Source organism: Caulobacter segnis, from assembly GCF_023935105.1.
Classification (GTDB): Bacteria; Pseudomonadota; Alphaproteobacteria; order Caulobacterales; family Caulobacteraceae; genus Caulobacter; species Caulobacter segnis_B.
The window spans coordinates 2,903,147-2,927,773 of record NZ_CP096040.1 but is presented as its reverse complement, the minus strand read 5'-3'; the positions used below and the strand labels follow the sequence as shown (position 1 = coordinate 2,927,773).

The following is a 24,627-nucleotide window of genomic DNA, read 5'->3' as shown; positions in this document are numbered from 1 at the left end:
AGTTCGCGGGCTGGAGGGCCCGCGCGCGAAGTCGCGGCTTGTAGCACACGCAAAAGCCGATGCGCGCGGAATCTGCAAGGGGTAAGGCGATGCGCCTGAGCACCAAGGGACGATACGCGGTCATGGCGATGACCGACCTGGCCAAGCGCCAGGACGAAAGCGAGGGCCGCGCCGTGGCCCTGGCCGAGATCGCTTCGCGTCAACAGATCTCGCTTTCCTACCTGGAGCAGCTGTTCGCGCGCTTGCGCCGCAAGGGCCTGGTGATCAGCGCCCGCGGGCCCGGCGGCGGCTATCGGCTGGCCAAGGCGTCCACCGAGACCTTCATCTCCGACATCGTGCTGGCGGTCGACGAGCCCCTTCGCGCCACCCGCTGCGGCCTGTCCAAGAACCAGGCCAAGGGCTGCATGGCCGGCGGTGAGCGCTGCATGACCCACGGCCTGTGGGAAGAGATGGGCCGCCAGATCCATGGCTACCTGGCCAGCGTGTCGGTCGCCGACGTGCTGAAGGGCGAACTTCGCCCCGCTCGCCCGCTGGAGATCGCGGCCGAGTGAGCATCAACCGCACATCGGTCTATCTGGACTACAACGCCACGGCCCCCTTGCGGCCGGAGGCGCGTGAGGCGCTGCTGCGCGCCCTGGAGAGCCCGGCCAATCCCTCGTCGGTCCACGCCGCCGGTCGCGCCGCGCGCGACGTGGTCGAGCGCGGCCGCGCCCAGGTCGGGTCCCTGGTTGGCGTGCCGGCCGGTTCGGTCACCTTCGTCAGTGGCGGCACCGAGGCCAACGCCCTGGCCATTGAGAGCGCCAAGGCCGCCGGCGTTCAGCGCATCATCATGTCCGCCATCGAGCATGACGCGGTCACCGAGACGGCCAAGGCTTCCAGCCTGCCGGTCGAGGTGCTGCCCGTGGATAGTGAAGGCGTCGCCGACCTGACCTGGCTGGCGCAAGCCCTTGAGATCCCGGGCAAGACCCTAGTCTGCCTGATGCTGGCCAACAACGAGACGGGCGTCATCCAGCCGGTGGCGGAAGCTTCGAAGCTGGTGCGGGCCAACGATGGCCTGCTGCACGTCGACGCCGTCCAGGCGGCCGGCAAGATCGCGGTCGACTTCTCGGGCCTGGGCGCGGACACCCTAGCCCTGTCGGCTCACAAGCTGGGCGGACCGCAAGGCGTTGGCGCCCTCGTGGCTGGGACCCGCGCGACCGTCACCCGCCGCCAGCACGGCGGCGGCCAGGAGCGCGGACGCCGGGCCGGCACCGAAAACGTGGCCGGCATCGCCGCCTTCGGCGCGGCCGGCAAGGTGGCCCAGGAAAACCTTGCCTCCATGGCCAAACAGGCCCAATGGCGCGACGCCCTGGCCCAGCGGCTCAAGGCGGAAGGCGCGGTCGTGCTCGGCGAGAATGCCGACCGCCTGCCGCAAACCCTGTGTTTCGCCGGCGAGGGCTTCGGCTCCGAGGTCCAGGTCATGAACATGGACCTGGCCGGGGTAATGGTCAGCGCCGGCAGCGCCTGCTCGTCGGGCAAGGTCAAGGCCAGTCGCGTGGTGGAAGCTATGGGCCGGTCCGACCTGGCGCCGTTCGCCCTGCGGGTCAGCGGCGGCTGGGCCAGCACGGAAGACGATTGGATCAAGTGTGGCGACGCCTGGCTCGCCGCCTGGAAGCGTATCGGCGCCCGGCGCCGGGAGGTGGCGTAGTGGCCGCGGTCAAAGAGACTGTTGATACCGTAGCGGCGCTCGAGAAGTACGAGCACGGCTTTACCACCGAGATCGACCAGGAGTTCGCCCCCAAGGGCCTCTCCGAGGATATCGTGCGCTTCATTTCGGCCAAGAAGGACGAGCCCCAGTGGATGCTGGAGTGGCGTCTGGAGGCCTATCGGCGCTGGCTTGAGCTGGACGAGCCCGACTGGGCCAAGGTCAGCTATCCCAAGATCGACTACCAGGACACCTACTATTACGCCGCGCCCAAGACCAAGGACGGCCCCAAGAGCCTGGACGAGGTCGATCCCGAGCTGCTGGCGACCTACGCCAAGCTGGGCATCCCGCTGAAGGAGCAGGAGGTCCTGGCCGGCGTCGAGGGCGCTCCCCGTTATGCGGTCGACGCGGTGTTCGACAGTGTCTCGGTCGTGACGACCTTCAAGAAGGAGCTGGCCGCCGTCGGCGTCATCTTCTGCTCGATGAGCGAGGCGATCCGCGAGCATCCGGAGTTGGTGCGCCAGTACCTGGGCAGCGTGGTGCCGACCTCGGACAACTATTTCGCTTGCCTGAACAGCGCGGTCTTTTCGGACGGCTCGTTCGTCTACATCCCGCCGGGCGTGCGCTGCCCGATGGAGCTGTCGACCTATTTCCGGATCAACGCCAAGGATTCCGGCCAGTTCGAGCGCACCCTGATCATCGCCGATAGGGGCGCCTACTGCTCTTACCTCGAGGGCTGCACCGCCCCGATGCGCGACGAGAACCAGCTGCACGCGGCCGTGGTCGAACTCGTCCTGCTGGACGATGCGGAGATCAAATATTCGACCGTCCAGAACTGGTACCCGGGCGATCCCGAGACCGGCAAGGGCGGCATCTACAACTTCGTGACCAAACGCGCCGACTGCCGGGGCGACCGCAGCAAGGTGTCGTGGACCCAGGTCGAAACCGGCTCGGCCATCACCTGGAAGTATCCGTCCTGCGTGCTGCGCGGCGAGGGGAGCTCGGGCGAGTTCTACTCGATCGCCGTGACCAACGGCCATCAGCAGGCCGACACCGGCACCAAGATGATCCACCTGGGCGCCAACACCAAGTCGAGGATCGTCGCCAAGGGCATCAGCGCCGGCAAGTCGACCTCGACCTATCGCGGCCTGGTCTCGGCCCACCCCAAGGCCAAGGGCGCGCGCAACTTCACCCAGTGCGATAGCTTGCTCATCGGCAAGACCTGCGCGGCCCACACCGTGCCCTACATCGAGGCTCGTAATGGGCAGTCGGTGTTCGAGCACGAGGCCACCACCACGCGCCTGTCGGACGACCAGCTGTTCTACTGCCAGCAGCGTGGCCTCAGCCAGGAAGAGGCCGTGGCCCTGCTGGTCAACGGCTTCGTCAAGGACGTGCTGCAGCAGCTGCCGATGGAATTCGCCGTCGAGGCCCAGAAGCTGGTGGCGATCAGCTTGGAGGGCAGCGTGGGATGACCTCCGTCACGCTCTACCAGCCGGTGGGCATGGAGGAGCTGCAGGATATCAAGGCGTCGGGGTGGAAAGCGTTTCCGCCGCACGACATCGAGCAGCCCATCTTCCGTCCGGTCACCAACGAGGCTTTCGCGGCCCAGCTGGCCCAGAACTGGAACGCCGCCCACACGACCTATCGGCGCGGCTACATCGTCCGGTTCGAGGTGCTGAAGAGCTTCCTGGACGCCTACGAGAACAAGGTCTCGGGCACGCCGGGGCACGAGGAATACTGGATCCCGCCCGAGGATCTTTCGCTGTTAAACGCCGCCATCCAAGGCCAGATCGCCGTCGCCGGGACCTTCGCGGGCCACGACGCGGAATACAGAAGATTCGACGAGACCCATGCTTAAGATCCAGAACCTTCACGCCCGCGTCGAAGACAAGCCGATCCTGAAGGGCGTCACCCTGGAGGTGCCGGCCGGTGAGGTCCACGCCATCATGGGGCCGAACGGCGCCGGCAAGTCGACCCTGTCGTACGTGCTGTCGGGCCGTGGCGGCTATGCGGTCACCGAAGGTTCGGCCAGCCTGAACGGCGATGACCTGCTGGCCCTGGAGCCCAACGAGCGAGCCGCCAAGGGTCTGTTCCTGTCGTTCCAGTATCCGCTGGAGATCCCGGGCGTGCCGGCCCTGACCTTCATCCGCACTGCGCTGAACGCCCAGCGCCGCGCGCGCGGCGAGGACGAGATCGCGGCGCCGGCCTTTCTGAAGCTGGCCAAGGAGAAGGCCGCGGCGCTCAAGATCGACTTCGACATGCTCAAGCGCGGCCTGAACGTCGGCTTCTCGGGCGGCGAGAAGAAGCGCATGGAGATCTTCCAGATGTCCATGCTGGCGCCGAAGTTCCTGATCCTGGACGAGACCGACAGCGGCCTGGACATCGACGCCCTGAAGATCGTCTCCGAAGGCGTCAACGCCCTGCGCAGCCCAGAGCGCGGCATGCTGGTCATCACCCACTACCAGCGTCTCTTGGACTACATCAAACCCGACAAGGTGCACGTGCTGGCCGCCGGCCGCATCGTCGCCTCGGGCGGCCCGGAACTGGCCCTGCAGCTGGAAGCCGAGGGCTACGACAAGTACGTGGCGGCCGCCTGATGAGCCTCGCCTCCGCCCTGAAGACCGGCGATGTCGCGCAGCTGCCTTCGCGGCGCGACGAGGACTGGCGCTGGACCGACCTGCGCGGCCTGATCCGGACGCTGCCGCCGGCCGCGCCGACGCATGACGGCGACGTGCCTACCGGTCTGTTCGCCGAACTGGCCGCCGCTGAGACCGTCTTCGTCAACGGCCGCCGAGTCGCAGACGCCGAGGCCGCTTCGGCCGTCGTGGCCCTGCGGTTCGTCGCCCTGGCAGACAAGGCCTCGCAAAGCGCCAGCCACGCCCTGGTGGTCAAGCCGGGCGAGAGCCTGGTGCTGCTGGAAAGCCACGAAGGCCGCGCCGCCGGCTATGTGTCCGACGTGGCCCTAGACATCGCCGTGGGCGAAGGCGCTTCGCTGGAGCGCATCGTGCTGGTCGACGACGAGGCGGAAGCCGTCAACGTCGTCACCGCCGAGGTCGCCCTGGCTCCCGGCGCCAAGTTTTCCCAAACCGTCCTGACCTCCGGCGCGCGCCGCCAGCGGATCGAGACGCGGGTCAGCCATCCCGGCGCTCACGCCGAGGTTCGCCTCGACGGCGTCTATCTGCTGGACGGCCAACGTCACGCCGACCTGACCACGGTCGTCACCCATGCCGGCGTCGACGGGATCACCAGCCAGCTGACCAAGGGCATGGTCGCCGACCAGGCGCGCGGCGTCTTCCAGGGCCGCATCGTGGTCTCGCCGGGCGCGGACCAGACCGATGCGCGGATGGGTCACCACGCCCTGATCCTGTCCGACAAGGCCGAGGTCGACGCCAAGCCCGAACTGCTGATCTTCGCCGACGACGTCAGCTGCGCTCACGGCAACACGATCGGCGCCTTGGACGAGAACGCCCTGTTCTACGCCGAGCAGCGCGGCATCCCCGAGATCGAGGCCAAGGCCATGCTGACGGAAGCCTTCGTCGGCGAGGTGGTCGAGCGGATCGCGCACGACGGCGCACGCGAGATCGCCGCCGCCTGGGTCGCCCGCAAGCTGGGGAGCCAGGTCTGATGGCCCTCGACACGCCTTTTGGCGACGCCCCGTTCGACGTCGCCGCGATCCGCCAGCAGTTCCCGATCCTGCAACGGACCGTGCACGGCAAGCCGCTGATCTATCTGGACAGCGCCGCCAGCGCCCAGAAGCCCGACGTGGTGCTGGACGCCATGACCGGGCTGGCCCGCACCTCGTACGCCAACGTCCATCGCGGCCTGCATACCCTGGCGAACGAAACGACGGAAGTCTATGAAAAGGCGCGGGAAACGGTCGCCTGCTTCATCAATGCCGAGCCGACCGAGGTCGTCTGGACCAAGAGCGCGACCGAGGCGGTCAACCTGGTCGCCTCGTCGTTCGGCCTGTCGCTGAACGCCGGCGACGAGATCGTGATCTCCGAAATGGAGCACCACGCCAACATCGTGCCGTGGCACTTCCTGCGCGAGCGCAAGGGCGTGGTCCTGAAGTTCATCCCGGTGCTGGATGATGGCCGCCTGGACATGGAGGCCTTCAAGGGCTTGCTGTCCGAGAAGACCAAGATGGTCGCGGTGACCCACATGTCGAACGTGCTGGGCACGGTCAACGACGTCGCCGAGATCGTCCGCCTGGCCCACGCGGCCGGCGCGCCGGTGCTGCTGGACGGCTGCCAGGGCGTGGTCCACACGCGCGTCGACGTCAAAGCGCTGGACGTCGACTTCTACGTCTTCTCCGGCCACAAGCTGTACGGCCCGACGGGCATCGGCGTGCTCTACGGCAAGGCCGAGCGCCTGGCCACCCTGCCGCCGTACCAAGGGGGCGGCGAGATGATCGGCTCGGTCTCGATGAACCGGATCACCTACGCCGATCCGCCGCACCGGTTCGAGGCCGGCACGCCGGCGATCCTGGAAGCCGTCGGCCTGGGCGCGGCTATCGAATGGCTGAGCGGCCTGGATCGCGACGCCATCTTCGCCCACGAGCACGCCCTCTACGAGCGGGTCGCCGAGCAACTCCGCGGCGTCAACGGCGTGCGGATCCTGGGCGAGGCGCCCGGCAAGGGGGCGGTGCTGTCGTTCACGGTCGAGGGCGCCCACGCCCACGACATCGCCCAGGTGCTGGACCGCTACGGTGTCGCCGTGCGCGCCGGCACCCACTGCGCCGAGCCGCTGATGCGCCGTTTCGGGGTCACCTCGAGCGCGCGCGCCTCCTTCGCCCTATATAACACCGAGGCCGAGGCCGACGCGTTCGTCGACGCGCTGGCCAAGGCCCGCAGTTTCTTCAGTTGAGCCCACCGATGACCGACGCCGCCTCCTCCGAGCCCGTCACCGTCCTTTCGCAGGACGAACTCAATCGGCTGACGGACCAGCTGATCGAGAAGCTGAAGACCGTCTACGACCCGGAGATCCCGGTCGACATCTACGAGCTGGGGCTGATCTACAAGGTCGACGTCAGCGACGAGAAGGATGTGGCCATCGACATGACCCTGACCGCGCCGGGCTGTCCGGTGGCCGGCGAGATGCCCGGCTGGGTCCGTGACGCGGTCATGGAAATCCCGGGTCTGAAGTCGTGCAATGTCGAGCTGGTCTTCGAGCCGCCGTGGGACGCCTCGCGGATGAGCGACGAGGCCAAGCTGCAACTGAACATGTTCTGATCGGTTCGAACGTCATGGAAACCGCGATCACCGCACGTCCCCGCCGCCCGCGCCCCAAGGTCGTCACCCTGACCGACACCGCGGCCGCGCGTGTGAAGGAGATCATGGCCAAAAAGCACGAAGATGGGGCCGATGACGCCTATGTCGGTCTTCGCGTCGGCGTGAAGAACGGTGGCTGCGCCGGCCAGGAATACGTCTTCGAATACGCCAAGGAGAAGGGCCCGATCGACGAGGTCGTCGAGGACAAGGGCGTCACCATCCTGGTCGAGCCGAAGGCGGTGCTGTTCCTCATCGGGACCGAGATCGACTATGAAGTGACCAAGCTGTCCTCGAAGTTCGTGTTCCACAATCCGAATGAAACCGACGCCTGCGGCTGTGGCGAGAGCGTCACGATCCAGCCGGCGCCGGAAGCGCTGGATTAACCTTAGGTCCACCAGGCGCCAAAGGCGCTGGCGAAGACGATGAGCGTCACGATCGCTGGCGCGGCGGTGAGAAGGGCCAGGCGCGGGCTCGACCGCCTGACGCCGTAATAGCCGCCGATGGCGGCCACGCCGGCGAAGATCGGAAGCGCCCAGCAGCTCGACACGAAGACCAGGATCTTCGGGTCCTTGGCGGCGCCTGGCGCGTTCAGCGCCGTGATCGACGTAACCGCCAGATAGACGCCGAACAGCGCCAGCAAGCCCCAGACGCCCATGACGGCCGTGGCGTGGAACCGCCGTTCGTGGTCGGTGGACGGTTGTTGATCAGCCATGGGCGGGCGCCTCGACCGGCGGCGTCGCCACGTTCGTCCGCCCGTTCCACTCGACCAGCACCGACGGCGTGACCGGTCGCCCGGTCGCCTGGGCGATCAGTTCGTTCGTCCGGCCTTCGATCACAGCCTCCATGCGCTGCATGAACGCGTCCTTCTCAAGGCCCCGGGGCAGGGGCGGCAGGAACTCGACGGTCGCGGTTCCCGGGCTCTTCTTCTTCTCGCGCTGCTTCCAGAAGCAGCCCAGGTTCGTCGCCACCGGCACCACCGGCAGGCCGAAGTCCTTGCTCATGTAATAGACACCCGTCCGGTAACGGAACCGTTCACCTGGCGCGGCCAGATGGCCTTCAGGATAGATCAGGATGCGCCGACCCTCGGCCGCGACCTGGGCGGCGCTTTCGGACAGCGCCTTGCGGGCCTCGGGACCGCCGCAGCTGTCGACGACGATCGCGCCGAACTTCTTCAGGATCGCCCCGACCAGCGGAAACCGCTCCAGATGGTCGCCTGTGACGAAGCTGAGGTTGTCGACATGGGCGAACATCACGAAGCCGTCGCCCCAGCTGTGGTGCTTGGCGGCGATGATGCACGGACCGGGCGGCAGGTTCTCCAGGCCCTTCAGCTGGACCTTCACGCCGGCCAGGGCGTCAAGCGTCGTCAGCATCCGCCGGCTGTAGAGGCGCAGCACGAAGGTGACGGCGTCGCGCCCTGGCGCCAGGGCGGCGAAGGCCGCCGACAGGCCATAGAAGATCGACAGAACCCAGTAATAGGCGTTGAACAGCGCGCTGCGCATATCCGTCAGCTTCCTTCAGCGCGCGAAGAGCACGGCCTGAACGGCCGCGGTCATCAGGGGAGCGTGGGCCGAGAGGGCGTCGTCGCCCAGGCGGCCGTAGGCCTTGTTTTGCGCGGTTTGAGTGATCACGCCGATGGCCATGGCGGCCAGCACGCGCGGGTCGCCCGGCGGCAGCTCGGCGTTGATCATGGCCCGCTTGATCACGTCCTCGACCAGGGTGACCGGGTCGCGACCGTCCTCCTGGTAGTAGGGCAGGAAGTGGTGCAGCTGCAGAAGATGGAACGAGAACAGAAGCCAGTCCTCGTCCGCCACCGCGCAGTAGGCTTTCACCAGAGCCGCGGCCTTGGCCTTGATCCCGTCGGCGGCGCTGGCCTCATCCTCGACCAGCGCCGAGAGGCGGCGGTGGCAGTCCATGAACAGGCCGACGGCCAAGGCGTCCTTGCTCTTCCAGTGGCGATAGATCGCGCCCTCGGAGACGCCCGCGCGGGCGGCGATGGTCCTGGTCGTCGTGGCGTCCACGCCTTCGATAACGAAGGCCTCGAGGGCGGCGCGTTCGATGCGGGGCTTGGCGCTCATGACCGGAGCATCGCACGGCCTCGTCGAAGTGAAAGTGAGTGTTCACTTACATTTCCGTGATCGCGATTGACCCGCCGCCGGCGCGCGGCCAAACACGGCCATGGTCCAGACGGTTCTGATCTATTCGATGGGCGAGGTCATCGGCGACGGCCTGATCAAGCTGCCCTTCATCGCCGGCCTACGGGCGGCGTTTCCCGAGGCGCGGATCAGCTGGTGCGCGGCCAAGGGCGAGACCGTCTACGCCGGACCGCTGAAAAGCGTCGTGGCCGGCTATGTCGACGAGGTGATCCTGGAGGGGCCGAACGGGGCTGGCGCGCTGGACGGCCTGCTGTGGAGCAGGCCGTTTAGCGGTCGTAGGTTCGACCTCGTCATCGACACCCAGGAGAACCTGCGCCGCAGCGGCGTGGCCCGTCGCGGTGCGTCGGGACGGTTTGTCTCCGCCGCTCGTCAAGCGCGGCGCAAGGACTGGCCCGTGGCGGTGACCGAGCGCCTGGCGCGGCTTCTTGACCTGGCGACGGACGGGCAGGGGGCGCCCAAGCCCTTGGCGCTCAACAACACCGACGCCCTGAAGGCTGCCGAGGCGCTGCTGCCGGCCGGCCCGACCTATGTCGGTCTGGCGCCTGGCGCCGGCGGTCAGGACAAGCGCTGGCCGCTCGAGAACTATCTGGAACTGGCCCGGCGGATCATCGCCAACGGCTGGACGCCGGTCTTCCTGTTCGGACCCGACGAGGCCGAGGACGCCGCCATCGCCGCCCGCGAGGTCCCCGAGGGCTTGCAGCCCGAACGCAATCGCATCGACGGCTTCACGGGTGTGAAGGGTCCGCTGCTGGTCATCGCCCTGGCCGGACGCCTGGCGGCAGGGGTCGCCAATGACGCCGGGCCTGGCCACATGCTGGCCGCCGGCGGCGCGCCGCTCTTGTCGCTGCAGCAGGACCGCCGCAAGTCCGTGAAGTTCCGCCCGGCCGCCCAGCGGCTTGAGATGCTGGTCGCGGAGGACTACGGAAGCGGCATGAGCGCCCTGCCGGTCGACGCGGCCTGGGACGCCCTCAAGACGCTGGTTTCCGGAGCCTCCTGAATGTCCATCCTCGCGCCGATCTCGGCGGGCGAACTGGTCGACAAGATCACCATCCTGCGCGTGAAGGCCCAGCGCATCGGCGATCCCGCCAAGGAGGCCAATGTCCGCAAGGAACTGGCCCTGCTGGAGGCCACGGCCCGCGAGCACCTGCCGGAGACCGCCGAGATCGCCCGCCTGACCGACGAGCTGACGAGCGTCAACGCCGCCCTCTGGGACATCGAGGATGGCAAGCGCGACTGCGAGCGCCGCCAGGACTTCGGTCCCGACTTCGTGGCTCTGGCCCGTCGCGTCTACATCGACAACGACCGCCGCGCCGCCCTCAAGCGCGCCATCAACGAGGCGGCCGGCTCGGACATCGTCGAGGAGAAGAGCTACAAGCCGTATCTGCAGGGGTAAGGGGGAAGCATGCTGCGCGCGGGTCTGGCGATCGGTCTTCTGCTGGGGTCGCCGGCAGCCTACGCGGCCCCGACCGCACCGGTCGACTGGACCGGTCCCTGGAATCTGGTGGCGCGCTTCGCCGGCGGCGGCTCGGCGGCGGTCATGACCCTGGCGCGGGGCGAAGGCGGCGCGGTGACCGGAACCACCGGTCCTCTGGACGAGGTCGGGACGTGGCCGCTGGTCGTATCCGGGCGCGAGGCGGGCGGCCGGCTGGTCCTGACCCTGTCGCGTGGAACTCTGCCCGTCGGGACGCTGACCCTGCGGCCCGGCAAGGACGGCTTGGCCGGCGAAGGGGCGCTGTACGGCGTCGCGGTCACCGTCGAGGGCGCGCGCAATCCTGAGCGACGTGCGCCCAAGACCCACGATTTCGCCCCGGCCACCTTCCAGACCCGCTATTCGCCCGATGCGCCGCCTGTGCTGCATGTCGCGCCCGGCGACACGATCCGCACCACCACCTTGGACAACGAGGGGCGCGACGCCGGGCTGGTCTGGCGCGGGATGCCGGGCAACACCCTGACCGGCCCGTTCTATGTCGACGGCGCCATGCCCGGCGACACCCTGGCGATCCGCTTCGACCGCGTGGCCCTGAACCGCGACACCGCCAAGATGGCCAGCGGCCGGCTCAGCGCCCGCGCCGTCCAGGCCGGCTACCTCCAGACGCCGCGCGCCGGCTGGGATTCGACCTGGAAGCTGGATCGCGAGCGCAACGAGGGGCGGCCGGTCGTCGGCGGGAAGCTGTCCGACTTCGTCCTGCCGCTGGAGCCGATGATCGGCTCGATCGGGGTGGCCCCGCCCGGCGCCCAGGCCCTCGCGGCCGGCGACCTGGGGTTTCACGGCGGCAACCTGGACTATTCGCGACTGACCACGGGCGCGACCCTGTACCTGCCGGTCTTCCGGGCCGGAGCCCTGCTGTCGTTCGGCGACGGCCACGCCCTGCAGGGCGATGGCGAGATCACTGGCCAGGGGCTGGAGACCTCGCTGGATGTCACCTTGACCGTCGAGCTTATCAAGGGACGCTCACTGGGGCAGCCCTGGAGCGAGGACGCCGAGTTCGTGATGGTCTCGGGCGTCGACAACACCCTGGACGAGGCGCTGAAGATGGCGACCTCGGGCCTGGCGCGCTGGGTCAAGGAACGCTACGGCCTAGACGACTCCGAAATCGCCGCCGTGCTGGGCGCGTCCGTCGCCTACGACATTGCCGAGGTGGTCGATCCGCGCCCGCACGTCGTGGCCAGGATTTCCAAGAAGACCCTGGCGATGCTGCCGGCTAGGGCGGCGCCTATCGTCCCTTGAACGCCGCCGCGCGCTTCTGGAGGAAGGCGCTGACGCCTTCGAGGAAGTCCTCGGTCTTGCCGGCGAACTTCTGGGCCTTGCGCTCGGCGTGCAGCTGACCGGTCCAGTCGCTGTCGAGGCTGTCCCAGACCAGCTTGCGGATGGACCGCAGGGCCGCCGGGCCGCGCGCCAGTTCCAGGGCGATGGCGGTGGCGGCGCCGACCAGTTCCTCGTCCGGGACGCAGCGGTTGACCAGGCCCCATTGCAGGGCCGTGGCGGCCGGGATCTTGTCGCCCAGCAGCATCATCTCCATCGCCCGGGCCTTGCCGATCAGGCGCGGCAGCAGGTAGGTCGAGCCGCCGTCGGGCACCAGGCCGATGCGGCGGAAGGCTTGCAGGAAATAGGCGCTCTCGGCCGCGACGATGATGTCGCCCATCAGGGCGATCGAGCAGCCGACGCCGGCCGCCGGACCGTTCACCGCCGTGACGATCGGCAGCGGGAAGTCGCGCAGCAGGGTCATCAGCGGGTTGTAGGTGTTCTCCAGCGCCGAGCCGGCGTCGGGCTTGCCGTCGACGTCCAGTTCGCGTCCCGCCGCGCCGCCGCCCGAAAGATTGGCCCCCGAGCAGAAGCCGCGACCTTCGCCGGTCAGGATCACCGCCCGCGCCTCGATCTTGCCCGCCGCGATGGACGAGAAGGCGTGGATCAGCTCGCGGGCGATCTCCAGGCTGGCCGCGTTCAGCGTGGCCGGATCGGCCAGGGTGACGGTGGCGACGCCGTCCTGCGTCGAGACGCGGATCTTCTGATAGTCCCCGTGGGCGGTCATGGTCCGGCTCCCTTTGATCGTTGGCGGGAGTCTAGGCGCCTTTACCCCTTGGGAAGGCTAGCGGAATCTTCAAAAGAAAGACGCCGCCGATCGTGAGACCGGCGGCGCGACAGTAGGTCTTCTGCTGAAGGGGGATCAGGCCGCGTTGGCCGAGGCTGGCATGGCTTCCGCCGCCGTGACCCGGTTGCGCCCGCCGCGCTTGGAGGCGTAGAGCGCCGCGTCGGCGCGTTCCATGATCGAGTGGCCGGTCTCGTTCGGACGACGCTCGGCGAAGCCCGACGAGATGGTGATGGCGCCCAGGTCTTCGTTGGTCGAGCGACGCTTGAGCATGCGCGAGGAGACCTCGACGCGGATCTCTTCCAGAGTGGTGGCGACGATCGCCGAGGCCTCGCGCGGGAAGATCATCGCGAATTCCTCGCCGCCGTAGCGGGCGGCGAAGCGCGGCGGGGCGGCGACGCGGCCGATCACCGAGGCGACGTAGCGGATGACCTGGTCGCCGGTCTGGTGGCCCCAGGTGTCGTTGAAGCCCTTGAAGTGGTCGATGTCGAGGACGGCCAGGCAAAGGGTCGTGCCGCTGTCGTCGGCGTCGGCGCAGGCGCGGTCCAGCTCCTCGTCGAAGGCCTTGCGGTTGGCGAGGTTGGTCAGGCCGTCGGTGGTGGCGTCGCGGCGGACCTGCTCCAGGTGCTCGCGCAGACGCTCGACCTCGGCGGTGGAGTCGGCCAGGCGCGTTTCCAGCGACTGGTTTTCCTTGTGCACGCGGCGGGTGGCCTCGGCGAGGTTGTCCACCACGATCTTGATGGCTTCGACGTCGGTCGACTTGTCCAGGCTCTTGCTGGCGCCGGCCAGTTCCTTGCCGAAGGCGGCGTTCGACTTCTGGGCGTTCTGGATGGCCTTGGCGACGGCTTCCAGCTCCTTGGAGAGCAGGTCGCCGGCGTCGCGGATCTGTTCGTTCAGACGGGCCTTGGGCAGATAGGCCGCGGCCAGCTCCTCGCTGACCAGTTCGGTCATCGGCTCGCCCAGCGAGATCAGGCGGGTCAGCTCACGGGCCAGGGCGCCGTCGGGGTCGGCCACATAGTGGGTCCAGAGCTCGAAATTCAGCGCCGTCGGCCAAACCTGATGGCGCTCCATGAGCTCCACGGCGCGCGCGGCGATCTTGTAAGCCTCGGGCCCGCGCAGCGTGGTTTCGACGTCCGACATCTCTTCTTCCCCCGTCGACGCTTCCCGTGCGGAAACCCCGATCGCCTGGAGATCGAGCTTAGACAGGAGAGTTCTTACGAGCCGTTAAGAACGAACAACGTTCGCTTGCGCGCGACCGCACGCTCGCTCATGGTGATCATTGATAAGATGAGTGTCGCGCCGACAGGCGGACCCGGGGAGGAGCGACAAGGCCATGAATGCACCGGTGAATCTGTCTTTCGAGGCCCACAAGGCGGCCATGGACGACATCCTGCAGCGCCAAAAGGCCGCGCATTTGAGGGACGGCCCGCCCAGCGCGGAAAAGCGCATTCAGTGGCTGGATCGGAGCATCGACCTGCTGATCGGCCATCAGGCCGAGATCGCCAAGGCGGTGAACGCCGACTTCGGCTCGCGCTCGCCCGAGGCGACGGCCCTGACCGACGTCGCCGGCTCGATCGGCCCGCTGAAGTTCGCCCGCGAGAACGTCGCCAAGTGGATGCGGCCGGAGAAGCGCAAGACCACCCCGGCGATCCTGGGCCTGTTCGGCGCCAAGGCCACGGTGCAGTGGCAGCCCAAGGGCGTGGTCGGGGTGATCAGCCCATGGAACTTCCCGGTCAACCTGACCTTCGCGCCGTTGGCCGGGATCTTCGCGGCCGGCAACCGGGCCATGATCAAGCCATCGGAATACACGCCCGCCACCTCCGATCTCCTGAAAGCCATGTTCGCCAAGGCTTTCTCCGAAGAGGAGGTCGCGGTGTTCGTCGGCGGCCCGGAAGTGGGGCAGGCCTTCGCCGGCCTGGCGTTCGATCACCTGGTCTTCACCGGCGCGACCTCGGTCGCCAAGCACGTGATGCGGGCGGCGGCCGAGAACCTGGTGCCGGTGACCCTGGAGCTGGGCGGAAAGAGCCCGGTGATCCTGTCGCGCGGGGCCGACATGGTCACCGCCGCGGCGCGGATCATGAACGGCAAGACCCTGAACGCCGGCCAGATCTGCCTGGCGCCGGACTATGTCCTGGCCCCCCAGGAGGAGGTCGAGACCTTCGTCGCCGAGGCCAAGGCCGCGGTCGGCCGCTACTTCCCGACGATCAAGGACAATCCCGACTACACGGCCGTCGTCGCCCAGCGCCACTACGACCGGGTGAAGGGCTATGTGGACGACGCCCGGGCCAAGGGCGCACGGGTGGTCGAGATCAATCCCGCCGGCGAGGACCTCAGCCAACAGGAGCATCGCAAGATCGCCCCGACCCTGATCCTGGATCCCACCGACGACATGAAGGTGATGCAGGAGGAAATCTTCGGGCCCGTGCTGCCGGTGAAGACCTACAAGACCGTCGACGAGGCCGTGGACTATGTGAACGCTCACGACCGGCCGCTGGCGCTCTACTGGTTCGGGACCGACGAGGCCGAGAAGGACCGGGTGCTCCAGCGCACCACCAGCGGCGGGGTGACGGTCAACGACGTGATCTTCCATGTCGCCCAGGAGGACCTGCCGTTCGGCGGCGTCGGTCCGGCCGGCATGGGCGCCTATCACGGCCACGACGGCTTCCGTGAGTTCAGCCACCGCAAGGCGGTGTTCCAGCAGCTGAAGAAGGACATCGCCCCGATGCTGGGCCTGCGCCCGCCGTACGGGGAGGGGATCCGCAAGTACCTGGCGAGCCAGATCAAGAAGTAGCCAATGGCGACGCGGCATGCTCCAAGCGACGCATGACCGCGTCGCTTTCCGTGCGCCCCATCGTCGAAGCCCAGGACTTGCCGCGCATGTCGACGGTCGAGCTGCGCTTGCGGTTCGGGCGGGGCGAGACGGGGGTGGCCTGGACGCCCGAGCACGACGCCTCGACCGGCGCGTCACTGGGAATACTGGGCGGCCCCGAAGCGAACGCCTGGCCCTATGACATCGCCGCGCCGCCGTCGGTCAACGTGCCGGCCTTGTGCGCGATCGGCGAGGCCTGGTGGTTTCCGCGCTTCGGGGCGCTGATCGGAACCGACGGCGCGCTCTACAACGCCACGATCGGCGAGGCGCGGCACGGCTCGCAGGATCTGTCGGCGATCCCGGGTCTGCGCGAGAACGCCACGCACTTCACCCCGCCCGCCGATGCGCCCGTGCTGGAAGGCGGCGCGGTATTCCTGCCCTGGGGCGCGACCTTCAACTACGGTCACTTCGTCATCGACGCCTTGTCATCGCTGCTGGCCATGGATCAAGCCGGCCTGCTGGACGACCTGCCGATCCTGGCGCCGAAACTGACGCCTTGGCAGCGAGAGCTGATCGGCCTGGCGCTGCACGGCCGCACGGTCCGGGAGATCGACGCGCCCGTCGTTCGCCTGAAGCGCGCGGCCTTCGCCACCAGCATGGATCACTTCCTGCATCATCCGAACGGCCTGCTGGCCGATCTGGCGAGCCGGGTCCTGGAGCGAGCGCCCGTGGGACGGGAAGGGGCCAGCCAAGGCGCGCGGCGCGTCTATCTCTCGCGGCGCGGTCAGTCGATGCGGGTGATGGTGGGCGAGGCGGCTTTCGAGAAAGCCTTGGCCGCGCGCGGCTTCAAGATCGTCCGTCCCGAGACGATGGGCGCGGCCGAACAGGTCGCCCTGATGCGGGAGGCCGAGGTCGTGGTCGGGGCCAGTGGCGCGGCCCTGGCCAACGCCGTCTTCTTGCCGAAGGGCGCGCGGGTCGTGGAGATTCAACCACTGAACTTCACCAGCCAGTGGGTGAGGGCGGCCTGTCGCCAGGTGGGGGTCGACTGGCGCGGCTATGTCTGCGCGTCGCCGTGCCCGGCGCGCGAGGCGCCGATGCTGGCCAGATTCCGCAGAGGCTTCAGGTTCGCCTTCAGGCCGCCCTTGGACGACCTGCTGGCGTTCGTGGACGCGGCGCTGTAGCGGTCAGAGAATACCCTTGCGGCCCGGGACCCAAGGGTCCAGCGGCTGCTTTTCTTCGCGCTTGACCATGCCGTAGTAGCCGGCCAGCCAGACGATCACGAACGTCACCAGGCCGCCCCAGAACCCACCGGGCGTGGCGAACCATACCGTCAAGCTGCTGATGCCCGCGGCCAGGGCCAGCATCGACCAGCGCAGCAGCACCGAGAAGGCGTGATAGGTCTTCTCGTGCGCGATCAGGACGGCTTCCTTGTCGAGTTCGGGTTCGATGGCGGCCACGTGCAGTCCTCCCAGTCTTGTTGGGTTTCGGGACCGGCCGGGCTCCGGCGCGATCGAGCCGAAAACGTGTGGCAAGATAACAGCGTTCCGCGAGTGTGGCCATTGGGCGCGCGACGCGTCGGCAGCTAGTGTCTTACTTGCTCGTCGATTCTGGAGGGGACCGTGCGCAGCCTCCTGAAGCTGCTTCTGCCGGCGCTGATCCCGTCGTGGAATTTCTTCGACGTGATCGCGCCGTCGCCGCGCGTCGAATACGCCCGGCTGCGGTCGATCGGCGATACGTCGGGCGACTGGCGCGCGTTCCGGCCGCGTCCGGCGCGCGTTCCGCCCCTTGAGACGCTGCGACGGCTGGTCTGGAACCCGCGCTGGAACGAGACCCTGTTCCTGGTCAGCTGCGCCGAGCGGTTGACCGACGCGCCGACGGTCCACAGCGAGGATGAGATCTTCAAGCGCATCGCCGCCGACCTGCGCGGCGAACCCGAGGACGCCGAGCGACCCTGGCTGTGCTTCCGGCTGGTCTTCCTCAGCCGCGAGGCCGAGACGGTGTCCAGCGAAGTCCTGTTCCAGCCCGCCCCGCGCCGCCTGGCGGAGATCGCGGTCGCATGACGCCGCCGATGGGCCTGGAGGCCGCCGTCCGCCTGACCGAGATCCTGCTGGCCCTGGCCCTGGTCCAGCAGAGCCTCGAGCATCTGACGCGCTTCCGGAACGAGCGGGCGTTGTTCGGCGCGCGGATCGTCCTGTGCGCACTGGTCGTCGCCGGCGTGGCGTCGCCCTGGCCGCTGGTCGGGCTGGCGGGCCTGTCGCTGGTGATCCTGCACCGCTTCCAGGGGCCTTATAACGGCGGCAGCGACAGGATGGGCCTCCTGGCGTTGTGGTGCCTGACCTTGGCGCATCTGGCGCCATCGCGACCCTTGCAAGAACTGGCCTTCGGCTATCTGGGCGCGCAGCTGACCCTGTCCTATTTCATCTCGGGCGCCGTCAAGATCGTGAACCCGGACTGGCGATCGGGCAGGGCGCTGGCCGATGTCTTCCAGTTCTCGACCTATCCGGTCAGCGAGGACCTGCGCGGCTGGGCTGGGAGACCACGCGTGCTGCTGGCCATGTCTTGGGCCGTTATGCTGTTCGAGCTGGCGTTCCCGTTCACGCTGCTGTGGAAGCCGGCCTTGATCGCCTGCCTGGTCGTGGCCGGGACCTTCCACCTGGCCAACGCCTGCCTGTTCGGGCTGAACCGCTTCTTCTGGACCTGGCTGGCGGTCTATCCGGCCATCCTCTGGCTGCAGGGACGGCTGATCCACTAGACCTGACAAGCAAAAGGCGCCGAACGTCTCCGCTCGGCGCCTTCGCGATGGTCTCTATGGAAAGGCCTATTTGCCGCGCGGCGGACGGGCCAGGAAGGCTGGGACGTCGTTGCCGAAGCCGACCACGCGACGATCGTCGTCGTCGCGGTCGCGGACTGGCTGAACGCCGCGCACCGGACGCTCGGGGCGCTCGGGACGTTCGCCACGCTCGGCGCGGTCTGGTCGTTCGCTTCTTTCGGCGCGCTCCGGGCGAGGCGCCCGTTCGGGACGTTCGGCGCGGACGGGGCGTTCGGCCTCGATCTCCGGAGCGGCGGCGCGAGGTTCGCGTTCGCGGCGCGGCCGACGCTCGCGGGCGGGACGCTCCTCGGCGACGACAGCGGCTTCGGGCGCTTGCGAGGCCTCGGTCGCGACGGCTTCGGCCGGCGCTTCGGCGGCGGTGTCTTCGGCGCGGCCACGACCCCGCGGCGCGCGGGGCGGACGATCGCCGCGTTCACCCCGTTCCGAGCCCCTGTCGCGATCACGGCCGCCGCGCTTGCGATCGCGGTCGCCTTCGCGCTTCACCGTCACGGCGTTCGAGTAGTCGAGGTCGAGCTTTTCTTCTTCCGGCGTCTGGCCGATCAGCTTGACGACCTTGTCGAAACCCTTGTCGTCGGCCGGGGTGACCAGCATGTAGGTCACGCCCGTGCGTCCCGCGCGGCCGGTGCGGCCGATGCGGTGAACGTAGTCGTCGGCGTGGTGGGGGACGTCGTAGTTGAAGACGTGGCTGACGGCCGGAATGTCCAGGCCGCGGGCGGCGACGTCCGAGGCCACCAGGATCTTCAGCGCGCCCGAGCGGAAGTCCGCCAGGGTCTTCATGCGCTGGCTCTGGTCGAGGTCGCCGTGGATCGGCGCGGCGTCGAAGCCGTGCACGCGCAGCGACTTGGCGACGATGTCGACCTCGGTCTTGCGGTTGCAGAAGACGATGCCGGTCTCGATGCCGGCCTTCTCGACCAGGGCTCGCAGCGCCAGGCGCTTGGCCTTGGGGTCCGAGGAGGGGACCTTGACCAGCAGCTGGGTGATGTTGGCGTTGGTCGTCGCCGGCTTGGCCACCTCGATCCGCACGGGATCCTTGAGGAACTGCTTGGTCAGGCGGGTGATTTCCGGCGGCATGGTCGCCGAGAAGAACAGGGTCTGCTTCTTGGGCGGCGTCATCTTGAAGATGCGCTCGATGTCCGGGATGAAGCCCATGTCCAGCATGCGGTCGGCTTCGTCGACTACCAGGAATTGAACGCCGGTCATCAGGAGCTTGCCGCGCTCGAAGTGGTCAAGCAGGCGGCCGGGCGTGGCGATCAGCACGTCGACGCCGCGGTCCAGCTTCTTTTCCTGGTCGCCGAACGAGACGCCGCCGATCAGAAGCGCCCACGAGAGCTTGGTGCCCTTGGCGTACTTCTCGAAGCTGGAGGCGACCTGGTCGGCCAGCTCGCGGGTCGGGGCGATGACCAGGGCGCGCGGCATGCGGGCCTTGGCGCGGCCCGACTGCAGCTTGTCGATCAGGGGCAGGGTGAAGGCGGCGGTCTTGCCGGTGCCCGTCTGGGCGATGCCGAGGACGTCCTGGCCCGCGAGGGCGACCGGAATGGCCTGGGCTTGAATGGGGGTCGCGGTGGTATAGCCGGTGTCGGCGACCGCCTGCAGGGTCGTGGGCGAAAGCCCGAGGTCTGTGAATTCAGTCATTACACGCTGGTCTGCTCGGAGCCGCCCGTGCTTGGGCGAGCGGGCGGCGCGGATTCGCCAGACCTGCTCCGAAGCTGGGGATAAATAGGCGTAAAGTCGGCAAAGTCAATCGCCACAAGGCGATAGGGGGTATTCGGAAGATGAGTGACGATGGCTGGAAGGCCTCGGCCAAGGCCTGGATCAAGGATATGGGCGAGACCGGAGACTACGGCCGCCAATATGTCCTGGATGCGCCGATGATCGAACGCCTGCGCCGGCTCGGCGGCGGCAGGGCGCTGGACGTCGGCTGCGGAGAAGGGCGGTTCTGCCGGATCCTGCGCCGCGAGGGCTTCGATCCCGTCGGCCTGGATCCGACCTCCGAGCTGCTGGCGGCGGCCCGGACGCGGGATCCGGACGGGACCTATGTCGAGGGCCGCGCCGAGGCGCTGGACTTCGCCGACGCCAGTTTCGACCTGGTGGTCAGCTGCCTGTCGCTGATCGACATCGAACCCGCCGGCCAGGCGATCGCCGAGATGGTCCGGGTGCTGAAGCCGGGCGGGACCCTGCTGGTCGCCAACCTGACCAGCTTCTCGACGGCGCGCGCCGGCCAAGGCTGGCGCCGCGACCTGCTGGGCAGGCGCACCCATTTCGGCATCGACCGCTATCTGGAGCCCCGCTCGGGCTGGGAGGCGTGGCGCGGTATCCGGATCGTCAACTGGCATCGGCCGCTGAGGGACTACATGCAGTGGTTCCTCGGGCAGGGGCTGACTCTGACGCATTTCGACGAGCCCGAGCCGACCGGCGGGCCCGAGGATCGTGCTGACAGATATCGGCGCGTGCCCTGGTACCTCATCATGGAGTGGCGCAAGACCTGACGCCGCTCTATATCCGCCGACACATGAGCATCGACCACGACTCCCGCCTTCGGCGCCTTCGTTTCCGCGCCTGGCATCGCGGCTTCCGGGAAGCGGACCTCATTCTGGGCCCGTTCGCGGATGTCCATGGCCCGCACCTCAGCCCCGAGCAGCTCGACACCCTGGAACGCCTGCTCGAGGAGTCCGATCGCGAGATCTACGCCTGGATCGTCGGCCAGGAGCCGACCCCCGAAACGTTCGAGACGGACGTCATGGCGCTGATCCGCGCGTTCAGGTTCGAAGCGCACGCCGCGCGCCCGACCGGCGACGGCGCCTAACCAGCTTAAAGAGACTTCATGGCCTACGACGCCAAACAGATCGCCAAGGCCGCCGGCGGCCTGACCCTGGCCGGCGCGCCGGAGGGCTTCGACGCGCTGGTGATGGCCGACATCGCCCGCGCGCGCGGCGGCCTGACCGCCTTCGTGGCCCGCGACACCGCACGCGCCGGCGCCTTCATAGACGCCCTGAAGTTCTTCGCCCCCGAGATCGAGGCGGTGCTGCTGCCCTCATGGGACTGCTTGCCGTACGACCGGATCGGTCCGTCGTCGGGCGTCTCGGCCACGCGAATGGCGACCCTGTCGCGCCTGGCCCGAGGCCTGGGCGACAAGAAGCCCGCCATCCTGGTCATCGCCGCGCCCGCCCTGCTGCAGCGCGTGCCGACCAAGGACGTGCTGCTGCGCGCCTCGTACGCGGCGAAAGTCGGCAACAGCGTCGATATCAAGGATCTGGAGCGCTATTTCGCCGTCAACGGCTACGCCCGCGCCTCCACCGTCTCCGAGCGCGGCGAGTTCGCGATCCGGGGGGGCGTCATCGACGTCTATCCGCCGGCCGCCGAGGAGCCGGTGCGCCTGGACCTGTTCGGCGACACGCTGGAGAGCATCCGGGCCTTCGATCCCGAGACCCAGCGCTCGACCAAGCAACTGAAGGAAATCGACCTGCTGCCGGTCAGCGAGGCCCTGCTGGACGCCGACGGCATCTCGCGGTTCCGCAAGGGCTACGTCGCCGAGTTCGGCGCGCCGGGCGACGATCCGCTGTACGCCGCCGTCAGCGAGGGCGGGCGCCGGGCCGGCCTCGAGCACTGGCTGCCACTGTTCTACGAGCGGATGGCGACGCTGTTCGACTATCTGCCGGCCGGTTCGCTGATCGGCGTCGACCACCAGGCCGCCGAGGCCCGCGACGAGCGCCTGTCGATGATCCTCGACGCCTACGAGGCCCGCGCCCAGGCCGACCGCAAGTCGGCCTATCGCCCGCTGGCGCCCGAGGCGCTGTACCTGACCGCCGAAGAGTGGGACCGCGAGCTTTCCGACCGCACCCACCGCAAGTTCACACCGTTCCAGCCGCAGGGCCTGGATGTCGTCGACCTGGGCGCGAAGCTCGGCCGCGTGTTCGCCGCCGAGCGGGCCCAGGACAGCGTCAACCTGTTCGAGGCCACCGCCGACCACGCCAAGGCGCTGGCCGCCGAGGGCAAGCGGGTACTGTTCGCCTCGTGGTCCGAGGGCTCGTCCGAGCGCCTGGGGACGATGCTGGCCGACCATGGCCTGAAGAAGATCCCATTCGCCGGCTACTGGCAGGCGGCCAAGGCGAACGATCCCAAGGTTCCGCAACGCGTCGTGCTGCCGCTGGACCATGGCTTCGAGACCGACCAACTGGCGGTGATCTCCGAGACAGACATCCTGGGCGACCGCCTGGCCCGTCCGCGCAAGAAGCGCCGCGCCGCCAACTTCCTGGCCGAGGCGTCCGCGCTCACGCCGGGCGATCTGGTCGTTCACATCGACCACGGCATCGGCCGCTACGAGGGCCTCAAGACCCTGGACGTCCAGGGCGCGCCGCACGACTGCCTGGACCTGCTGTATGGCGGCGAAGCCAAGCTTTATCTGCCGGTCGAGAACATCGACCTGCTGACCCGCTACGGCGCCTCCGATCCTGAGACGGTCCAGCTGGACAAGCTGGGCGGCGCCGCCTGGCAGGGCCGCAAGGCGAAAGCCAGGGAACGCCTTCGGGTCATGGCCGAGGGGCTGATCCAGATCGCCGCCGCCCGCCAGCTGAAGTCCGTGGAAGAGACCGACGCGCCCCAGGGCGTGTTCGACGAGTTCTGCGCCCGCTTCCCCTACGAGGAGACCGACGACCAGCTCAGCGCCATCCACGATGTGCTGGAGGACCTGAGCTCGGGCAAGCCGATGGACCGCCTGATCTGCGGCGACGTCGGCTTCGGCAAGACCGAAGTGGCCCTACGCGCGGCCTTCGTGGTGGCGATGAGCGGCAAGCAGGTCGCCGTGGTCTGCCCGACCACGCTGTTGGCCCGCCAGCACTACAAGACCTTCAAGGACCGCTTCCAGGGCTGGCCGGTGAAGGTCACGCGCCTGTCGCGCCTGGTCACCGGCAAGGAAGCCGCCGATACCCGCGAGGGCCTGGCCGACGGCACGATCGAGATCGTCGTGGGCACCCACGCCGTGCTCTCAAAGCAGGTCTCGTTCAAGGACCTGGGCATGGTCATCGTCGACGAGGAGCAGCACTTCGGGGTTAAGCACAAGGAGAAGCTCAAGGAGCTTCGCGCCGACGTGCACATGCTGACCCTGACCGCCACGCCGATCCCGCGCACCCTGCAGATGGCGCTCAGCGGCATCCGGGAGATGTCGATCATCGCCACCCCGCCGGTCGATCGCCTGGCGGTGCGCACCTATATCAGCCCGTTCGACCCGGTGACCCTGCGCGAGGCCCTGCTGCGCGAGAAGTATCGCGGCGGCCAGTCCTATTACGTGGTGCCGCGCATCAAGGACCTGGAGGACATCGAGAAGTTCCTCCGCACCCAGGTGCCCGAGGTGAAGTACGTCGTCGGCCACGGCCAGATGGCGGCCACCCAGCTGGAAGACGTGATGACGGCGTTCTACGAGGGCCAGTACGACGTGCTGCTCGCGACGACGATTGTCGAGAGCGGGCTGGATATCCCTTCGGCCAACACCCTGATCGTCCACCGCGCCGACATGTTCGGCCTGGCCCAGCTCTATCAGATCCGGGGCCGCGTCGGCCGCTCCAAGGCCCGCGCCTACGCCTATCTGACCACGCCCGTAGAGAAGTCGCTGACCCTGTCGGCCGAGAAGCGCCTGCAGGTGCTGCAGTCGCTGGACAGCCTGGGGGCCGGCTTCCAGCTGGCCAGCCACGATCTGGACCAGCGCGGCGGCGGCAACCTCTTGGGCGACGAGCAGAGCGGCCACATCAAGGAGATCGGCGTCGAACTCTACCAGCAGATGCTGGAGGACGCCGTCGCGGAGCTGCGCCAGCGGCAAGGACAAGAGGCCCTACTGGAAGACCGGGGCTGGTCGCCGCAGATCAACACCGGCGCGGCCGTGATGATCCCTGACGAGTACGTGCCGGACCTGAACGTGCGCCTGTCGCTCTATCGACGTCTGTCCGACGCCGAGCAGGCCGCCGACCGCGAGGCCCTGGCCGCCGAGATGATCGACCGCTTCGGCCCGCTGCCGCCCGAGACCGGGTCGTTGCTCAAGGTCGTGGCCATCAAGGGCCTGTGCCGCGAGGCCAATGTCGCCAAGATCGACGTCGGCCCCAAGGGCGCGGTGGCCAGCTTCCGCAACGACACCTACGCCAACCCGCTGGGGTTGATGCAGTACGTCGCCAAGAACAGCCTGATCTGGAAGGTCCGCCCGGACCAGAAGGTGGTGATCAAGGGCGAGTGGGACACCCCGGCCCAGCGCCTGGACGCGGCCGAGAAGATCCTGACGGTCCTGGCCAAGCTGGCGAAGGAGTAGGGCGG

The 24,627-nt window shown here is 68.3% G+C and carries 26 protein-coding genes; 19 read left to right on the top strand and 7 right to left on the bottom strand.

Features of this window, described 5'->3' with window-relative positions; translation table 11 throughout:
• The first annotated feature begins 89 nt into the window (after positions 1–89).
• The 9 genes from MZV50_RS13785 to MZV50_RS13745 are packed head-to-tail and all read left to right on the top strand — an operon-like array spanning position 90 to position 7,337.
• Complete coding sequence (locus tag MZV50_RS13785) at positions 90–551, top strand: Rrf2 family transcriptional regulator (RefSeq protein WP_252629751.1); 462 nt, start codon at positions 90–92, stop codon at positions 549–551.
• Entirely contained in the window at positions 548–1,687 is a 1,140-nt protein-coding gene (locus MZV50_RS13780) for a cysteine desulfurase family protein (protein WP_252629750.1), read from the top strand. Before MZV50_RS13785 ends, MZV50_RS13780 begins: the two co-directional genes overlap by 4 nt.
• Positions 1,687–3,156 carry a Fe-S cluster assembly protein SufB gene (gene sufB / locus MZV50_RS13775; RefSeq protein ID WP_252629749.1) on the top strand — a complete coding sequence of 490 codons (1,470 nt, stop codon included), beginning with the start codon at positions 1,687–1,689 and terminating at the stop codon, positions 3,154–3,156. The genes MZV50_RS13780 and sufB overlap by 1 nt, the downstream gene beginning before the upstream one ends.
• Complete coding sequence (locus MZV50_RS13770) at positions 3,153–3,542, top strand: hypothetical protein (protein WP_252629748.1); 390 nt, start codon at positions 3,153–3,155, stop codon at positions 3,540–3,542. Before sufB ends, MZV50_RS13770 begins: the two co-directional genes overlap by 4 nt.
• Positions 3,535–4,281, top strand: a complete 747-nt coding sequence (gene sufC, locus MZV50_RS13765) for a Fe-S cluster assembly ATPase SufC (protein WP_252629747.1) — start codon at positions 3,535–3,537, stop codon at positions 4,279–4,281. Before MZV50_RS13770 ends, sufC begins: the two co-directional genes overlap by 8 nt.
• Complete coding sequence (sufD, locus tag MZV50_RS13760; RefSeq protein ID WP_252629746.1) at positions 4,281–5,309, top strand: Fe-S cluster assembly protein SufD; 1,029 nt, start codon at positions 4,281–4,283, stop codon at positions 5,307–5,309. The genes sufC and sufD overlap by 1 nt, the downstream gene beginning before the upstream one ends.
• Positions 5,309–6,550: an aminotransferase class V-fold PLP-dependent enzyme gene (locus MZV50_RS13755; protein ID WP_252629745.1), complete on the top strand. Its 1,242-nt coding sequence runs from the start codon at positions 5,309–5,311 to the stop codon at positions 6,548–6,550. Before sufD ends, MZV50_RS13755 begins: the two co-directional genes overlap by 1 nt.
• An 8-nt stretch (positions 6,551–6,558) precedes the next feature.
• On the top strand, positions 6,559–6,915 hold the full coding sequence (locus MZV50_RS13750; protein ID WP_252629744.1) for an SUF system Fe-S cluster assembly protein: 357 nt from the start codon (positions 6,559–6,561) through the stop codon (positions 6,913–6,915).
• A 14-nt stretch (positions 6,916–6,929) separates the two neighbouring features.
• Positions 6,930–7,337, top strand: coding sequence for a HesB/IscA family protein (locus MZV50_RS13745; RefSeq protein ID WP_252629743.1), 408 nt, complete (start codon positions 6,930–6,932; stop codon positions 7,335–7,337).
• 2 nt (positions 7,338–7,339) lie between these two features.
• Here the strand turns inward: MZV50_RS13745 and MZV50_RS13740 are convergent, their stop codons facing one another.
• The 3 genes from MZV50_RS13740 to MZV50_RS13730 are packed head-to-tail and all read right to left on the bottom strand — an operon-like array spanning position 7,340 to position 9,029.
• Entirely contained in the window at positions 7,340–7,666 is a 327-nt protein-coding gene (locus MZV50_RS13740; protein ID WP_252629742.1) for a hypothetical protein, read from the bottom strand.
• Positions 7,659–8,453 (bottom strand): lysophospholipid acyltransferase family protein, encoded by a 795-nt coding sequence (locus MZV50_RS13735; RefSeq protein ID WP_252629741.1) that lies wholly within the window; start codon positions 8,451–8,453, stop codon positions 7,659–7,661. The genes MZV50_RS13740 and MZV50_RS13735 overlap by 8 nt, the downstream gene beginning before the upstream one ends.
• A gap of 15 nt (positions 8,454–8,468) precedes the next feature.
• Positions 8,469–9,029 carry a TetR/AcrR family transcriptional regulator gene (locus MZV50_RS13730; protein ID WP_252629740.1) on the bottom strand — a complete coding sequence of 187 codons (561 nt, stop codon included), beginning with the start codon at positions 9,027–9,029 and terminating at the stop codon, positions 8,469–8,471.
• Positions 9,030–9,129: 100 nt separating this feature from the next.
• On the opposite strand from MZV50_RS13730, the gene MZV50_RS13725 reads away from it, so the two are divergent.
• The 3 genes from MZV50_RS13725 to MZV50_RS13715 are packed head-to-tail and all read left to right on the top strand — an operon-like array spanning position 9,130 to position 11,835.
• Positions 9,130–10,104: a glycosyltransferase family 9 protein gene (locus MZV50_RS13725; RefSeq protein WP_252629739.1), complete on the top strand. Its 975-nt coding sequence runs from the start codon at positions 9,130–9,132 to the stop codon at positions 10,102–10,104.
• Positions 10,105–10,500, top strand: coding sequence for a DUF6165 family protein (locus MZV50_RS13720; RefSeq protein WP_252629738.1), 396 nt, complete (start codon positions 10,105–10,107; stop codon positions 10,498–10,500). It begins immediately after the preceding gene.
• A gap of 9 nt (positions 10,501–10,509) precedes the next feature.
• Positions 10,510–11,835 (top strand): acetamidase/formamidase family protein, encoded by a 1,326-nt coding sequence (locus tag MZV50_RS13715; protein WP_252629737.1) that lies wholly within the window; start codon positions 10,510–10,512, stop codon positions 11,833–11,835.
• Here MZV50_RS13715 and MZV50_RS13710 read toward each other — a convergent pair.
• On the bottom strand, positions 11,822–12,637 hold the full coding sequence (locus MZV50_RS13710; protein ID WP_252629736.1) for an enoyl-CoA hydratase/isomerase: 816 nt from the start codon (positions 12,635–12,637) through the stop codon (positions 11,822–11,824). The genes MZV50_RS13715 and MZV50_RS13710 overlap by 14 nt on opposite strands.
• 135 nt (positions 12,638–12,772) lie before the next feature.
• Positions 12,773–13,834, bottom strand: coding sequence for a GGDEF domain-containing protein (locus MZV50_RS13705; RefSeq protein ID WP_252629735.1), 1,062 nt, complete (start codon positions 13,832–13,834; stop codon positions 12,773–12,775).
• 193 nt (positions 13,835–14,027) lie between these two features.
• On the opposite strand from MZV50_RS13705, the gene MZV50_RS13700 reads away from it, so the two are divergent.
• Together MZV50_RS13700 and MZV50_RS13695 are read left to right on the top strand one after the other, a co-directional pair.
• On the top strand, positions 14,028–15,485 hold the full coding sequence (locus tag MZV50_RS13700; RefSeq protein WP_252629734.1) for a coniferyl aldehyde dehydrogenase: 1,458 nt from the start codon (positions 14,028–14,030) through the stop codon (positions 15,483–15,485).
• Between the two features lie 32 nt (positions 15,486–15,517).
• Positions 15,518–16,684 carry a glycosyltransferase family 61 protein gene (locus tag MZV50_RS13695; RefSeq protein ID WP_252629733.1) on the top strand — a complete coding sequence of 389 codons (1,167 nt, stop codon included), beginning with the start codon at positions 15,518–15,520 and terminating at the stop codon, positions 16,682–16,684.
• 3 nt (positions 16,685–16,687) lie between these two features.
• Here the strand turns inward: MZV50_RS13695 and MZV50_RS13690 are convergent, their stop codons facing one another.
• Positions 16,688–16,960, bottom strand: a complete 273-nt coding sequence (locus MZV50_RS13690) for a hypothetical protein (protein ID WP_252629732.1) — start codon at positions 16,958–16,960, stop codon at positions 16,688–16,690.
• A 162-nt stretch (positions 16,961–17,122) separates the two neighbouring features.
• Here MZV50_RS13690 and MZV50_RS13685 point away from each other — a divergent pair, with 162 nt between their 5' ends.
• Positions 17,123–17,563, top strand: coding sequence for a hypothetical protein (locus MZV50_RS13685; RefSeq protein WP_252629731.1), 441 nt, complete (start codon positions 17,123–17,125; stop codon positions 17,561–17,563).
• Positions 17,560–18,255, top strand: a complete 696-nt coding sequence (locus tag MZV50_RS13680; RefSeq protein ID WP_252629730.1) for an HTTM domain-containing protein — start codon at positions 17,560–17,562, stop codon at positions 18,253–18,255. The genes MZV50_RS13685 and MZV50_RS13680 overlap by 4 nt, the downstream gene beginning before the upstream one ends.
• 66 nt (positions 18,256–18,321) lie before the next feature.
• Here MZV50_RS13680 and MZV50_RS13675 read toward each other — a convergent pair whose 3' ends face one another.
• A complete protein-coding gene (locus MZV50_RS13675) occupies positions 18,322–19,965 on the bottom strand; it encodes a DEAD/DEAH box helicase (protein ID WP_252629729.1) in 1,644 nt (547 codons plus the stop codon).
• 122 nt (positions 19,966–20,087) lie between these two features.
• Here MZV50_RS13675 and MZV50_RS13670 point away from each other — a divergent pair, with 122 nt between their 5' ends.
• The 3 genes from MZV50_RS13670 to mfd are packed head-to-tail and all read left to right on the top strand — an operon-like array spanning position 20,088 to position 24,622.
• Positions 20,088–20,819 carry a class I SAM-dependent methyltransferase gene (locus MZV50_RS13670; RefSeq protein WP_252635237.1) on the top strand — a complete coding sequence of 244 codons (732 nt, stop codon included), beginning with the start codon at positions 20,088–20,090 and terminating at the stop codon, positions 20,817–20,819.
• Positions 20,820–20,842: 23 nt separating this feature from the next.
• Positions 20,843–21,136, top strand: a complete 294-nt coding sequence (locus tag MZV50_RS13665; RefSeq protein WP_252629728.1) for an FAD assembly factor SdhE — start codon at positions 20,843–20,845, stop codon at positions 21,134–21,136.
• Positions 21,137–21,154: 18 nt separating this feature from the next.
• A complete protein-coding gene (gene mfd, locus MZV50_RS13660; RefSeq protein ID WP_252629727.1) occupies positions 21,155–24,622 on the top strand; it encodes a transcription-repair coupling factor in 3,468 nt (1,155 codons plus the stop codon).
• Positions 24,623–24,627: the final 5 nt, after the last annotated feature.